Genomic DNA, 14609 nt, shown 5'->3' on the forward strand with positions numbered 1-14609 from the left:
GCGAAGCTGGCGAGCAGGGTGTTGAGATCCATGGGCTTAAGGTTCGTTGAGCGATGGTTTTATCGGGGCGAACACAGGCTGCATGCGGGTTTCGCGCCGCTGGCAGCTGCTGGTTTCAGCAGCTGTTGATAGTTTTTGTTAAAAAGCGAGCTTATTCTATGTGTTTTTGCTGGCCGGCACAAAGGCTTTGATGCCAAAGGGATTTTGTTTTAATCGAAACCAGTTGGATAGGCCGGCGCCGGCTGAGCCGGATCAAGGCGGGCCGGTTTCGGGTTTGCCGCGGACGGCCGTGGGTGCGACAATCTGGCGCTGACATGGTTCACGCACTGTTCTACAATGCCAACCGTATGTTTTTGACCCTGCCCGCGGGCAGGTTTTTTTATTGGGAGACGTCTGAGCCATGACTTGGCAGGATTTCAAGACGCAATACCTGGTGCGCTTCTGGGCGCCGGTGCCGGCGGTGATCGCCGCCGGGGTGTTGTCCGCTTATTATTTTGGCATTACCGGCACTTTCTGGGCGGTGACCGGGGAGTTCACGCGCTGGGGCGGTCACGCCTTGCAGCTGTTTGGCTTTCATCCGGAAACCTGGGGCTATTTCAAGGTGATCCACCTGGAAGGCACGCCGCTGGACCGGGTGGACGGCATGATGATCATAGGCATGTTCGCCGGCTGCCTGTCCGCGGCCTTGTGGGCCAATAACGTCAAGCTGCGCATGCCGCATCATCGCGTCCGCATCGTGCAGGCGGTACTGGGCGGTTTGATCGCCGGCTTTGGCGCGCGTCTGGCGATGGGCTGCAATCTGGCGGCCTTCTTCACCGGCATTCCGCAGTTTTCCCTGCATGCCTGGCTATTTGCGCTGGCGACGGCGTCCGGTTCCTGGTTTGGCGCGCGCGTGACCATGCTGCCGGTGTTCCGCATTCCGGTGAAGCTGCAGAAGGTGAGCGCGCCGCAGCCCTTGCAGCAGCGCGAGGACCAGGCGCGGCGTCGTTTCCGCCTGGGCATGCTGATTTTCGTCGCCTTCACGCTGTGGGCGCTGGCCCGCACCTTCTCCATGCCCAAGCTGGGGCTGGCGGCCTTGTTCGGCCTGGCTTTCGGTCTGATCATCGAGCGCGCGCAGGTGTGCTTCACCTCGGCCTTCCGCGATCTGTGGCTGACCGGCCGCACTCAGATGGCCAAGGCCATCATCGCCGGCATGGCGGTGAGCGTGATTGGCGTGTACAGCTATGTGCAGCTGGGCGTGCCGCCCAAGATACTGTGGGCCGGCCCGAATGCGGTGATAGGCGGGGTCTTGTTCGGCTTCGGCATCGTGCTGGCCGGCGGTTGCGAAACCGGCTGGATGTATCGCGCGGTGGAGGGCCAGGTGCATTATTGGTGGGTGGGGCTGGGCAATATCGTCGGCGCCACCTTGCTGGCGGCGTGGTGGGACGATATCGCGCCGGCGGTGGCAACCGATTACGCCAAGGTCAATCTGCTGGCGGTGTTTGGCCCGCAAGGCGGCCTGGTGCTCACTTACGCGATGTTGGCGCTGGCGATGCTGGCGGTGATGTGGTGGGAAAAACGCTTTTTCGCCAATAAGGCGCGGGCGGCTAGATTCAGCAAGGAGGCGGCATGAGCAAGCAGAGTTACACTCCCAATTACCGTTTGGACATGATGGGCGAGCCTTGCCCATATCCGGCGGTGGCCACGCTGGAGGCGATGCCGCAGCTGCAGCCAGGCGAAATCCTGGAGGTGGTGACCGATTGCCCGCAGTCGATCAACAACATCCCGCTGGACGCCAAGAACCATGGCTACACGGTGTTGGAAATCCAGCAGGACGGCCCGACGATACGTTATCTGATCCAGCGTTGAACGCGGCGCGCCCGAGCGGTTTTGCGGGCCGGTGTGAAATTGAAATGCCCCCGACGAGCGCCATGCTCATCGGGGGCGTTTTTTATTGTCCGATCAGGCTGACATCGCCCAGTTTGATGCCGGGCACAATGCCGTTCGGCGCCAGGCGCAGCAGGGGATGGTTGAGGTCCAGGCCCGGAATGCCGTGCTCATGCACCGGGATGGCGAGGTCGCGGGCGGTCTGATCATCGCTGTTGGCGGCGGCTTGCAAGGGCAGGTAGACCGCGAAGAACTGCAAAGACCATCCTTGCTGGATAGGCGGTTTGGCTGTGTAGGTGAACGAAACGCTGGTTTTGAAACCGGCCGGGATCGTCAGGTAACGAGTGCCAAAGGAGCCGTCGGCCTGGTCTACGGGGGTGGGTGGGTGTTGAATGACGACGCCTTTGTCCGGACCCGAGGGGATGGGGGTGCCGGAGGAGAAGGCCAGGATGCTGCCCGGGGTCAAGCCTTTATAGCTCAGCCCCACCAAGAACAGGTATTCGGTGCCCGGTTTCAGGCAGGTTGTGTCCAGGGTGAAGTAATTGGTGTAAGACGGAATGCCCTTGTTGACCAAGGCCACATTGCGCCATCCCATATTGGGGTGGCTGGCGATGTAGTTGGCTAATTGCGCCATGGTGCCGATTTCCCCATCTTGCGGCAGGGGATTGGGGTGATTGGGGGTGCTGACCCGGGCAATCAGGCAGCTGTGAGTTTCCGAGGTGGGCAAGAAGGTGAAGGGCTCCGGTGTGACGGTGACTTCATTGACATCATTGGCCACCACTTGCACATAGTCTTGGTGTGAACTGGTTTTGAGCTGGTTTTGGGACCACAGGGACGGAAACAGGAACAGGTTTTGCGGGCAGTAATACAGGTAGATTTTACCGGCGTCGGCGCCGGAAGAGAGATTCTTGCCGCGAACATAGAAATAATTCTGCTGCATGAAGATGGTGGGTTTGCCAACGTCGGCATTGTAAGTCTTGGCTCCGAATGCTTGCTGCGGATTGGGTTCCACTAAGGTGCCGTTCGGAATAATGTCGGGGGAGTTGGTCCAGGTGCCTCCGGTGTAAGGGGTGACGCCTGTGTCGTTGAGTGCCTTCCTGATTAAGATGTCATTCCATTTCGTGCTCATGAGATCTACTCCTGAAATTAAGAACGCATACGGCGCGCATGCGGGATTTCGATGCGGCTGGCTTGGGAGTGCAAAAATAATTTCGCGTTGCGGTTTTTCCGATATGGAGTAGACGGCAGGCAGGGGAGCATATAGATCTCGGAAGCCGAGTCGTCGCTAGTCGCCGCGCTCAATCAGCATAAAGCCCGGCTAGAACGGCGCGCCGATGGAAAACACTTAAGTGGAAATCTGCGTGAGGCCATTTAAGGGAAGGCGGTACTTAGTGTTGCGAAAGGCGCGCAGGCGAATAGAGGTTTCCTACGCCGAAAGATCAGTTCTTCGGGGTAGGGTGCCTGTAATCATCACCGCATGGGTAGAAAGATCAGTTGCAAAGCCGGATCGTGGATGAGGCGAGCACCCCCGCGCTCAACAGCGCGGGGGCTCCAGCTTAGCGCTCGCAGCGCGAGAGGAAGGCGCGGGTGGCGGCGGCGCCGGCCTGGAATAGCCGCTGATACTTGTCGTCACCGGTCTTGATATTGAAGTCCGTGGCCAAGACGCCTTCGGTGGGGATATTGATGCTGCGCGCCTGATCCCGCGGCGAATACTGATAGTTCAGGTTTTGCGCTTGCCAGGCGCTCTGGGCGATGTTCTGGATGTGCTGGATCAGGTTGGCGTCCGGTGACGGCTTGCCCAGCGGCGCGTCGAAACGGGCGCCGAAGGTTTTCTCCTCCTCCTTATCTTCTCCCTGCTTGGGCTTTGCTGGGTACTTGTCGTCGAAGAAGTTGATCGGGTAGTTCCAGATGGTGCCGCCGTCGACGAATACGCCGGCTGGCTGGCCGGGGTAGCTGAAGTTCTGCGCTTCGAAGAAGAAGGGGATGGACATGGAGATGCGCACCGCCTCGGCCACTTCCACGTCCGGCGTCAGCTCGGCGGAGAATATTCTGGCCTGATGGGTGTTGGCGTCGCAGCCTATCACGTGGAGCTGGCGGAAGGGCTGGTCGTTTTTGTGCAGCGCCGGCTTGGCGAAGTCGGCGAAAGTGTATTTCTTGTCCGGCCGTCCGTCCTTGAACTGGCTGGCGACCACGCCTTTCAGCCAGTGGTAGAAGTAGTCGCTGGAATACCAGCCTTTCTTGTTGAACAGGCGCAGCAGGCAGATGAAGTCTTCGAGCGAGATGTTTTTGGCGTGAGGCTCCAGGGCCAGCTGGGCTTGGAAGGCCTTGTGCGCGGCCTGCAGTTGCGGCGTGGCCGGATCAGCCACTTTTTGCGGAATCTTGCTGTAGTCCAGGGAGTCGGACAGTTCCTGGGTCTTGGCCGCGCTGAGGCGGAAACTGATCAGCATGGAGGATATGGCGCCGGCGGAGGCGCCGACCACGCGCTGGATTTGCGCCAGCGCGCCGGCCCGCTCCAGTTCCTCCAGCATGCCCAGGTAGGCGATGCCCCAGACGCCGCCGCCGGACAGCGCCAGGTTTTCGAATGAATATTTCATATGCCGCTCCTTGTCGTTGAAATGGGAATGACTCGCCATTTATGTTTACGGCATGAGGCGGCGTTTGCGGCTACTAGTTGACGCGAGCGCTTGGTTTGCCGGCCTTTCGGACAGGTGTGGCCACCGCGCCGCGCACTTCGAAACGGATTTTCTCCACCACCAGGCCCTTGGCGTCACGCAGTTCCAGCGCGTGGCGGCCAGGCCAGGGGAACCAGGGCAGGCTGGCGCCTACGCCCAGGCGCTTGCCGTTCAGCCACCATTGCGGGCGGGCCACGCCGCGCGCGCGCAATAACAGGCGCTGGTTGGCCGGCGGAATGTCCGGGTCCAGCGCGTAGACGCTGCCATCCACCGGGGCGGCGATGCCCGGCGTCTGGCTGGCGGCGCTGCCGCGCTCCGGCACGATCAGCGCGCGCTCGGTGCCGGCCAGGAACCATTCGCGGCGGCTGGCTTCCACATCCCCTTCATAACGCACGTTCTGGCTCACCACGCCGGGCGGCGGGGGCGGCGGCAGGGAGGCCGGCGCGCCTTGCTGCGCGCGGTCCAGCACCGCCTGCCACACCGGGGCCGCGCCGTGCATGCCGGACACGTCCCACATCGGCTCGCCGGCGGCGTTGCCCACCCATACCGCCACCGTGCGCTGGCGCGAGAAGCCCACCGCCCAGTTGTCGCGCATGTCCTTGCTGGTGCCGGTCTTGACCGCGCTCCAGTAACGGGTGGATAGCGCGCTCTCCAGGCCGAAGGTGCGCGCGCGCGCGGTGCGGTCGGACAGGATGTCGGCGATGATGAAGCTGCTGGCGGCGTCCAGCTGCCGCTGCGGCTTGGGCTTGGGGTCCGCCAGCGTCCAGCGGGTCGGGCTGGCCAGGCCCTGATTGGCCAGGGTGCGGTAGGCGTTGGCCAGCTCCAGCAGGCGGATGTCGGCGGCGCCCAGCGCCAGGCTGAAGCCGTAGTAGTCGCCGTCCTGCTGCAGGCTGCTCAGGCCCAGCCGGTACAGGCGGTCGCGCAGCGCGTTGGGGCCCACCATTTCAATGGCGCGCACCGCCGGCACATTGAGGGAGGAGGCCAGCGCGGTGCGCGCCGACACCAGGCCCTTGAAGTCCTTGGCGTAGTTTTGCGGCGCGTACAAGCCGGTGCCGGTTTGCAGGCTTAGCGGGCTGTCATCCAGCAGGGAGGCGGCGCTCAGGTAGCGCCGCTCCAGCGCCAACTGATAGAGGAAGGGTTTGAGGGTGGAGCCGGCCTGGCGCAGCGAGGTGACGCCATCCACTTCGGCGGCGTTGGACAGGCCGCGGCCGCTGGAGCCCACCCAGGCCAGGATGTCGCCGCTGGCGTTGTCCAACACCACCAGCGCGCCGTCCTGCACATTGCGCTGCGCCAGCGCGGCCAGGTGGCGGCGCAGCACCGAGGCGGCATAGCGCTGCAGGCCCAGGTCCATCGTGGAGGCGATGCGGCTGCCGGCCGTCAACGGCTGGCGCTGCAGCAGCTTTTGGGCGAAGTGGGGGGCGTCCTGCTCCGCCAGCGGATTGGCGGCGCGGCTCTGCGCCAGCGCCTGGCGGGTGCGCACCGCCAGCGCCGCGCAATTGGGCTGGCGGCGCATGTCCTGCAGAATGCGGCAGGCGCGGACGGCCACTTTGTCCGGCGTGGCGTTGGGCGCGCGGATCAGCGCCACCGCGATGGCGGATTCTTCCAGATTGAGGCCGGCCGGCAGTTTGCCGAACAAGGTGGCGGACAAGGCGGACAGGCCCACCAGCTCGCCGCGGAAGCCGACCAGATTGAGGTAGGCCTCCAGGATCTGCGCCTTGCTCCAGTGGGTTTCCAGCCAGGCAGCGGACCAGCCCTGGCCCATTTTCTGCCACAGGCTGCGGCCATTGCGGCCCACTTTGAGATCGTTATCCAGCAGGCCGGCCAGCTGCATGGTTAGCGTGGACGCGCCGCGGGTGCGGGTGTTCCACAGATTGCCCCAGGCCGCGGCGGCCACGCCGGACCAGTCCACGCCGCTGTGCTGATAGAAACGCCGGTCTTCCGACACCACCAGCGCGTGGCGAAAGGCGGGCGAGGTATCGGCCAGGCCCACCCAGTCCAGCCGCCGGCCTTGCTTGTCCACTCGCAGCCGCTGCAGCGGCTGGCCGTTGCGGTCCAGTACCACCACGTCCGACGGCCGCCATTCCGCCTTGACCTGCTGAAAGCTGGGCTGGGCCAGCGCCGGCGCGGCGGCGGCGCTGAAAGCCAGCGCCGCCAGCCAGGTCCATCTCGCTCTATTTGCCATCGACTATCTTGAATACCGGGTTGGGCAACATGCCGAACACGTCCGGCGCGTACAGCGCTTCCACCCGCGTCGGTGGCAGCTTGAAGGCGCCGGGGTTGTTCAGGCGCATGGTGTAGCTGGCTTTCAGGCCGCCGCGCGGCACGTAGCCGTAGTAGGCGCGGTAGCCGGAGAAGCGGCGCTCCACGTAATCGGCGGGGTCGCCGTCGTTGTCGGCCTTGGCGTTGATCGCGGAATCCCGGCCCAGGCCGGAACCCAGGATGGTGGCGCCGGCGGGGATCGGGTCGTTGACCACTACCCAGGTCATATCGCTTTGCGCCTGGATTTCCAGTGTGACCTTGACCACGTCGCCGGGCTGGTACTGGCCGCTGGTTTTCTGGCTGACCGGGCTCAGCGTTTTCTTGATGCTGTAGCCGGCGTAGCGCGGCGCCTTGAGCGCGATGGCGGCTTCGGCCTGGATGGTGGCCCACGGCGCGCCGCCGCCGGCGTGCTTGAGCTGCAGGCTGCCGCCGCCAGCGGGCCAGGGCAGCAGGCCCAACTGTTTGATGCCTTCCTGCGGCCAGCCCAGGTTCAGCTTGGCGCCGCCCAGCGCGGCGCTGGTCTGGCCGCTGACCGGCGTGGTTTCGAATTGACGCGAGAATTGCGCGACGGCCAGGCTGCCCCACAGATTGGAGGTGGTGGTGCCCCAATGGCCTTTTTGCTGACGCCCCAGCAGGCCGGTGAGCAGGCGCGGCATGTCCGCCTGCCAGCCCGGCAGCTTGCGCACCGTCAGCAGCAGCTTGGCGGCGTTGACGTCGGCGCTGCCCATCAGCCACCAGGCGTTGTCGCTGGCCTCGGTGCTGAAGCCCATGCGCGTGCCCTGGTAGGTGAGCCGCGCGCGCAGCAGGTTTTCCGCCTCGCTCAGCCGCGCGGCGCGCTGCGGGATGTCGGCGGCGCGGTTCAGCAGCGCCAGCCAGTCCACCAGCATGGCGGTGCTCATCTTCTGCGGGTTGAGATCCAGCACGTCCAGCATGGCCGGGCGGAAGCGGCCGTAGCGCGCCAGCGCTTCCATCGCGCTCAGGCGGCGGGCGTCTGCGTCCTGGCGACCCAGCGGCAGATCGCGCTTGATCCGGCCCTCGACGAAGGCGGACAGGCCGTCCAGCAGCCGCGCGCGCTGGGCTTCGGGGATGGCGACGCCGGCTTCGTGGGCGGCGGCCAGCAGATAGCCGCTGAGGATGTCGCTGCCGCGATCCGGCGCGCCTTCGGCCAGCGGGAAGTAGGCGGCGAGGCCGCTACCGTCCAGATACAGCGGCAGCTCGCTCATCAATTGATCCCAGCGCTTGGCGTCGGCCAGGCCCAGCGCCACCGAGCTGCGCTGTTCCAGGCAGACATAGGGGTAGTCCTGGAACCAGCGGCGCACGCCGGGCAGTTCATTGCCCAGCTTGGCCTGCAGGCTGACGCGGATGCCGCCGCGGCCGGGCAGGGCGCCCGGCGGCAAGGCGACGGGGATGCTCAGTTCCGGCGCCACGCGTTGCAGCGTGGCCTGCTCCACGGTGATGGGCACCGCCGGCTCGATTTCCTGGCGCAGCGCCAGCTTGTCGGCGGCCTTGCCGTCCACTTGCTGGGCGCTGAAGCTCCATTTCAGTTCCTTGACGTCGTTGGGCACCGTCACCGGCCAGCTCAACAGCCGCGCTTCGCCCACCGGCAGGCTGATTTCCTGCGGCGGCAAGGCCGGCAGGCCGGGCGCGCCGGCCTGGACCTTGACCTTGAGCGGCTTGTCGCCGCCGTTGCGCACGGTGACGCCGGCGCTGAACTGGTCGCCTTCGCGCGCCAGCGGCGGGATGCCGGAGCTCAATTGCAGGTCCTGGGTGACATTGAAGCCGGCTTCGCCGGTGCCGAACAAATCATTGCCCGCGTCGGCCACCGCCACCAGGCGGAAGCGGGTCAGCGCGTCGTTGATCGGCACTTTGACGCGGGCGCTGCCGTTGGCGTCCAGCACCACGCGGGGCTGCCACAGCAGCAGGGTGTCCAGCAGTTCGCGAGTGGGCGCCTTGCCGCCGCCGCCGCCCGGCGGCAGCGATTTGCGGCCGTAATGGCGCTTGCCCACCACTTCCAGTTGGGCGGTGGCGGTTTCCACGCCGTAGCTGTGGCGCTGGTACATCGCCTGCATCAGTTCCCAGCTGCGGTTGGGCTGCAGTTCCAGCAGCGCCTCGTCCACGGCGGCGAAGGCCACTTCGGTGCCGGCCGGCGCCGGCTTGCCGCCGGGCAGCTTGACCTGGATGGTCACGTCGGCGGTTTCGCGTATGCCGTAGCTCTTGCGCGCCGGGCTCACCGTCACGTCCAGCCGCTTGGCGGCGTCGCCCACCTGGATTTCGGCGATGCCGTATTTGAAGGCCGGCCGCGACAGGTCCACCATGCTGGTGGGCGGGGTGTAATCGCCGCCTTCGTTCCAGTAGGCGTCCCACCATTCGCTCGGGGTTTTCCAGCCCCAGGTGAAGAAGGAGTACCACGGCACTTCGCGCACGCGGCCGCGCACCGCCAGCACCGAGACGTAGACGTTAGGGGTCCAGCCCGGCTCGATCTTGAGCTCGATCACTGGGTTCTTGCCTTCCAGTTCCACCACTCGGGTTTCGATCACGCCTTCGCGCTCTATCGCCAGCCAGGCGGTGGCTTTGCGGAAAGGCATGCGTACCTGGAAGCGGGCGGTTTCGCCGGGGGCGTAGCTGATTTTTTCCGGCAGGATGTCGATGCGGTCGTTGTTGTCCACGTCGAACCACAGCTCGTCGTGCTTGCTGACCCACACCGATTGCGCGCTTTGCGCCAGGTTGCCGTTGTCGTCGCTGGCTTCGGCGATCAACTCCATGTCGCCGGCGTCCTTGAGATTGATTTCGCAGAACATCAGGCCGCGGCCGTCGGTGCCGCCGCTGCACACCTTGCCCTTGTCGTCGGTTTCCTCATTGTGGTCCCAGGCGTAGAAGCCGCCCACCAGCCGCTTGCGGCTGGACAGGTAGCGGTGTTCGCGCAGGCTGATCTTGACGTTCTTGCCGGCCAGCGGCTTGCCGGCGGTGTCCAGCACCACGGCCTTGAGCTGCAGCGCGCGGCCGGCGGTGATCCAGCTGTCCACGCTGATGCCCACTTGCAGGCCGGCCGGCCACAGCGGAATGCGGCGGGTCAGGGTTTGCACTTCGCCGTTGGGGTCGCGGTAGGCGGCCTCGGTGACCAGGTCGTAGCGGCGGTCCAGCTTGGGCAGCTTGTCCAGCGTGGTCTTGCCGTTGCCGTTGGCGTCCAGTTGCAGCGCGGACTTGTCCAGCAGCACCTTGCCATCGAGCGAGGACTCAGCCTGCTCGCGCTGGCGCTGCGGCGGGGAGAAGCTGTAATCCTCATAACCCTTGATGCGCTGGTAGGCGTCGGCCAGCATGGCGCTGACTTCCACCGGCCAGCCCTTGGCCGGACCGCCGTTGCCCCAGGACAGGGACACATTGAGCGGCAACTGCTTGGGCGCGATGCCGGCGTTCTTCACCGTGGAGATGCGGCCGCTCATGGTGGGCAGGCGGAATTCCTCCACCCGGAAACCGCCGCTGTGCAGCGAATAGCCGTCCAGCTCCGGGCTGGAGGGTTTGTCCTTGTCGTCCGGCCCGCGCGCGCCCTTGCGTTCCAGGTAGAGGGTGTATTCGCCCAGCTTGGCTTCCTTGGGCAGCGCGTAGCTGCTCTCCGCGTAGCGGCCGTTGCGCCAGCTCAGTGGCAGGTTGATTTCGTCGCCGCTGCCGTCGTGGACGATGCGCAATTGCTGCGGCAACTGGCCGGGCTTGAGCTGCGCCAGGCCGCGGCTGACCTGGGTGCGCAGCAGATGCTTCATCGACACGGTTTCGCCGGCGCGGAACAAGGCGCGGTCCAGAATGGTGTGGGCCAGGATGTTGGGGCTGTCGCTCCACTGGGTGGGGAAGGGGAAGCGCCAGGATTCTATGCCGCGGTTCCAGCTGGAACGCACGAAGGACACGTCGTCGTTGCCATTGGCGTCCTTGGCGGCGGCGGTGATGAACAGGCCGGACAGTTCTTCGTTATCGCAGTTGCCGGCCGGCAGCACGGATTTGACCGCGGCCACGCCCTTGGCGTCGGTCTTGCCGGACCACAGCGCATTGCCCTTGCAGTCATAGATGTTGACGCGGGCGGCCGACACCGGCTTGCCCTTGTCCAGCGTGGTCACCCACACCGCGGCGTTTTCCTTGGAGCTCTTGAAGTGCACCGCCATATTGGTGACCAGCGCGGCGGTGCGCACATACATCGGCTTATTGCTGGCCAGCAGCGATTTGCCCAGCAGCCGCGACGACACTTCCACCACGTAGAGGCCGGGCTTGGGCAGCGGGATGCCCACCACTTCGAACGGCCATTTGCCCTGCTTGTCCGGCTGGCTGGGCAGCTTCAGCGGCTGGGCGTCTGGCTCCTTGGCCAGCAGCGACAGGCGGCGGCTTTCTATGGTCTTGTCCTTGCCCGCGGGCAGGTAGCTCTCGTGATAGCGCAGCACCTTGGCCAGCCAGGCCATCATGTCCTGGTCCTTGTTCAGCCGCAGCGCCTGACCGCCCAATTGCACCGATTTGATGTTGAGATCGCCTTCCACCCCGCGCAGGGTGATGGGCAGCGCCGCGTCCGCGCCGGACTCTATGATGCCGAACGGCGCGGCGGCGAATTTGGCCAGCGGCGGATAGTCGGCCAGCTTGATGGCCAGGGGGAAGCGCTCGGCGTTGACCAGCGGCCGGCCCACCTCGTCGCCAAAGTCCTTGGGCAGTTTCAGCGTCAGCGTTTCCAAGGGCGGGAACGGCGGCGCGAAGCTGATGCTGTCCACTGGCTCGCCCTTGCTGCGGGCCTCTGGCTGCGGCGCACGTTCGGCGCCGGCGCCGCTCAGGCGCACCGCCATCGCCAGTTTTTCCGGCACCGGCGAGCTGAAGTTGAGGGTGATGGGCTTGAACGGGATGCAAGCGCCTTTAGCGTTCTCGCGCAGGCAGCTCATGCTGGCGCTGAACGGCGGTCGCACTTGGTAGTTGAGGCGGTCCGGCGTGGCCGCGCCGCGCTGGTGCACCAGGGTGAGCTTGCTGTCCGGCGCCAGGCGCTGGCCGCAGCGCAGCGTCAGCACCTTGGCGGCTTGCGATTCCAATTTCAGATGCTTGAGCAGCGCCGCGCGCTCGCCGGCCGGCAAGGGCTGGACCGGGATGCGTTCCGGCAGGCTGGAGGATTGGCAATACAGGGACGAGGCCGGCACGCCGACACCGTTGAATTGCAGCACGAAGGCCTGGTCTTCCTCGATGCGGCCGTTGCGCGGCCAGCGTTCCACCACTACCGGCGCGCCGGTGTAGAAACGAAAGCTCAGGCCGGCGCCCACCGCCTTGCCCTGCAGATCCTTGAGGCCGGGCTTGGGCGTGAAGCGGCAATCGGTATTGGCGGCCGGGGTTTCCGATACGTCCAGCACCCAGCTCTTGTCGTCCACCCAATGGCCCTTGGCCTTCAGGCCGCAGCTCCAGGCGAACGGCGCCGGCGCGGCGCTATTGCCCAGCGGAATCATGCTGCTGTTGAAAGTGGCGCGCACCTGCTGCACTTCTTTGACTTCACCCTGGGGGCTGAAGGTGGTGACGCCGGCGGCCAGGCTGGCGGCGCTGGCGACGCCGAGCAGGACGGACGCGAGACGGGATGGCAAGGACATGGGCAAGGCTCCGGAAAATACCATTGCGATTATACGCGGCTGACCGGACATTGCGCGGGGAATGGCCGCAATCTTTATTTGTCGCTTTGGGCGAGGGTATTAAGATTCGAACATGGATTTGTTGTTTTTTTTACCATTCCAATGTGATTTTTCTAGGTGAATTACAGATTCCCGTCATGCGAAGAGAAAGGGATTTGGCCGAGCGCGAATCCATCGCCAACGGAATCCCAGCCATGTTTTTGTTTGCGCTCCAGCCTTGGCCGAGGCATGTCCCACCGGGCTCGCTGGCTGAATGGGCATAATGGTCTAGAGCAAAAATTCCTAATCAAAACAACAGTTTTTTTGTGTGTTTATGTGAAGATTAACAATTCGAAACTACGTAGTTATACGGATTGGGAGCGGGCTCCATTGTCATAAAATCGCGGATTTTCAAGAAAACGCTATTTTTGTATGGGGCATTTGAAAGTATCGGACTGGGTTTGCCGTGAGCCGGCCGGCCAGGCCGCGGCTGCGTTTTTGGCGCTGGGTTTTGCCGTGCCGGCATCGGCGCTGCCGGCGGCCACGCCGTCTCCCGATCAGCAATTGATCTTGCAGCAGGAGCGCGAGCGGGTCTTGCAAGAGCAAGTGCAGCCGGCGGCACCCGATGTGCGCCTGCCGCGCCAGGCCGATGCGCTGGCGGACTACCCCGTTGGCGAGGCCCCATGCTTCGCCATCCGCGAGCTCAGGCTGGAGGGCGAACTGGCCGAGCGTTTCCATTGGGCGCTGGAGGCGGCCAACGCCGCCGGCCGCTGCCTGGGCGTCCAGGGGGTGAACCTGGCGATGAAGCGGGTGCAGAACGCCTTGATCGCCCAGGGCTATGTCACCACCCGGGTGTTGATCAAGCCACAGGACCTGAAGCCGGGCGTGCTGACGCTGACGCTGATCCCCGGCCGCATTCATGCGATCCGCTTCGCCGATCCGGCGTCGTGGCGCGCGCGCTGGTTCAACGCGCTGCCGGCGCGGCCGGGCGATGTGCTCAACTTGCGCGATATCGAACAGGCGCTGGAAAACTTCAAACGGGTGCCGACGGCGGACGCCGACATCCAGATCGAACCAGCCGGCGCCGATGGCGAAAGCGACTTGGTGATCGCCTGGAAAGAGACCTTGCCCATCCGGCTGTCCTTGAGCCTGGACGATGGCGGCAGCGACGCCACCGGCCGCTACCAGGGCAGCGCCACCTTGTCGCTGGACAATCTGCTCACCGTCAACGACCTGTTCTATTACAGCCAGGGCAAGGATTTGTTCCAGCATGACCCGCTGGGCTCCAAAAGCCGGTCGCTGCATTACTCGCTGCCCCTGGGCTACTGGCAGCTGGGTCTCACGCTCAACGATTACCGCTATCACCAGACCATAGCCGGCGCCAATGAGAAATACCTGTATCGCGGCGACAGCGAAAACAGCCAACTCAGCCTGTCGCGAGTGGTGTATCGCAGCCAGGCGCACAAGACCACGCTGAGCCTGCGCGCCTACCAGCGCAAATCGCGCAACTTCGTCGAAGACACGGAAATCCGCCTGCAGCATCGGCAGACCGCGGGCTGGGAGCTGGGGCTGAACCAGCGCTCCTATCTGGGCGACGCCACGCTGGACGCCGGCCTCAACTGGCGGCGCGGCAGCGGCATGCTGGGCGCCTTGAACGCGCCGGAAGAGGAAACGGGCAACGGCGGTTCCCGGCCCAGCATCGTGTCCGCGGAGCTGAGCTATACCCAGCCGCTGCAAATCGGCGCGCAGAAACTGCGGCTCAACAGCCAATGGCGCGGCCAGTGGAGCAAGGGCGCGCTGGTGCCGCAGGACCGTTTCTCGATTGGCGGCCGCTACACCGTGCGCGGCTTCGACGGCGACTTGAGCCTGTCCAGCGAGCGTGGCTGGCTGTGGCGCAACGAACTGTCCTGGGCGATGGGCCCCAGCGGGCAGGAGCTGTATCTGGGCCTGGACCTGGGGCGCGTCAGCGGCGCCGCCAGCAGCCAGCTGATAGGCCGGCAACTGGCCGGAGGCGCCGTCGGCATGCGCGGCAGCCTGTTCAAGCGCCTGTCCTACGACATGTTCACCGGCTGGCCGATCCAGAAACCCGCCGGCTTCCACACTGGCGCCGCCTCTGGCTTCAGCCTGAACCTGCAATTTTGATCTTTGAATTCGGGGCCGGCGGCAAGACGCTGCACAGAGGGTCCCGCCCTTATCGAGAGTT

General features: G+C 64.9%; 7 protein-coding genes. 3 read left to right on the top strand and 4 right to left on the bottom strand.

Translation table 11 applies throughout. From position 1 onward, the window contains the following. The first annotated feature begins 400 nt into the window (after positions 1-400). Both yedE and yedF read left to right on the top strand, forming a co-directional pair. On the top strand, positions 401-1612 hold the full coding sequence (gene yedE, locus VI26_RS06300) for a selenium metabolism membrane protein YedE/FdhT (RefSeq protein ID WP_048408902.1): 1212 nt from the start codon (positions 401-403) through the stop codon (positions 1610-1612). Beyond that, the gene (yedF, locus tag VI26_RS06305; protein ID WP_019100738.1) at positions 1609-1848 is read left to right on the top strand and encodes a sulfurtransferase-like selenium metabolism protein YedF; all 240 of its coding nucleotides are present in this window, start codon (positions 1609-1611) and stop codon (positions 1846-1848) included. The genes yedE and yedF overlap by 4 nt, the downstream gene beginning before the upstream one ends. A gap of 82 nt (positions 1849-1930) precedes the next feature. On the opposite strand, the gene VI26_RS06310 is transcribed toward yedF, so the two are convergent. The 4 genes from VI26_RS06310 to VI26_RS06325 all read right to left on the bottom strand — a co-directional run bounded on the left by VI26_RS06310 (position 1931) and on the right by VI26_RS06325 (position 12388). Continuing rightward, complete coding sequence (locus VI26_RS06310; protein WP_156183763.1) at positions 1931-2995, bottom strand: hypothetical protein; 1065 nt, start codon at positions 2993-2995, stop codon at positions 1931-1933. A 427-nt stretch (positions 2996-3422) separates the two neighbouring features. Next, positions 3423-4460: a patatin-like phospholipase family protein gene (locus VI26_RS06315; RefSeq protein WP_048408904.1), complete on the bottom strand. Its 1038-nt coding sequence runs from the start codon at positions 4458-4460 to the stop codon at positions 3423-3425. Positions 4461-4533: 73 nt separating this feature from the next. Further along, the gene (gene pbpC / locus VI26_RS06320; RefSeq protein WP_053074262.1) at positions 4534-6720 is read right to left on the bottom strand and encodes a penicillin-binding protein 1C; all 2187 of its coding nucleotides are present in this window, start codon (positions 6718-6720) and stop codon (positions 4534-4536) included. Continuing rightward, entirely contained in the window at positions 6710-12388 is a 5679-nt protein-coding gene (locus tag VI26_RS06325) for an alpha-2-macroglobulin (RefSeq protein WP_231580965.1), read from the bottom strand. The genes pbpC and VI26_RS06325 overlap by 11 nt, the downstream gene beginning before the upstream one ends. A 450-nt stretch (positions 12389-12838) precedes the next feature. Here VI26_RS06325 and VI26_RS06330 point away from each other — a divergent pair, with 450 nt between their 5' ends. Continuing rightward, the gene (locus VI26_RS06330) at positions 12839-14548 is read left to right on the top strand and encodes a ShlB/FhaC/HecB family hemolysin secretion/activation protein (RefSeq protein WP_082150915.1); all 1710 of its coding nucleotides are present in this window, start codon (positions 12839-12841) and stop codon (positions 14546-14548) included. The last annotated feature ends 61 nt before the right edge of the window (positions 14549-14609 follow it).

It is taken from the genome of Chromobacterium sp. LK1 (genome assembly GCF_001043555.1).
In the GTDB taxonomy this organism is placed as follows: Bacteria; Pseudomonadota; Gammaproteobacteria; order Burkholderiales; family Chromobacteriaceae; genus Chromobacterium; species Chromobacterium aquaticum.

Bases quoted from the DNA above. Each gene is read 5' to 3' on its own strand.
- yedF (WP_019100738.1), top strand. From the start codon at position 1,609: ATGAGCAAGCAGAGTTACACTCCCAATTACCGTTTGGACATGATGGGC.
- yedE (WP_048408902.1), top strand. From the start codon at position 401: ATGACTTGGCAGGATTTCAAGACGCAATACCTGGTGCGCTTCTGGGCG.
- VI26_RS06330 (WP_082150915.1), top strand. From the start codon at position 12,839: ATGGGGCATTTGAAAGTATCGGACTGGGTTTGCCGTGAGCCGGCCGGC.
- VI26_RS06310 (WP_156183763.1), bottom strand. From the start codon at position 2,995: ATGAGCACGAAATGGAATGACATCTTAATCAGGAAGGCACTCAACGAC.
- pbpC (WP_053074262.1), bottom strand. From the start codon at position 6,720: ATGGCAAATAGAGCGAGATGGACCTGGCTGGCGGCGCTGGCTTTCAGC.
- VI26_RS06315 (WP_048408904.1), bottom strand. From the start codon at position 4,460: ATGAAATATTCATTCGAAAACCTGGCGCTGTCCGGCGGCGGCGTCTGG.
- VI26_RS06325 (WP_231580965.1), bottom strand. From the start codon at position 12,388: ATGTCCTTGCCATCCCGTCTCGCGTCCGTCCTGCTCGGCGTCGCCAGC.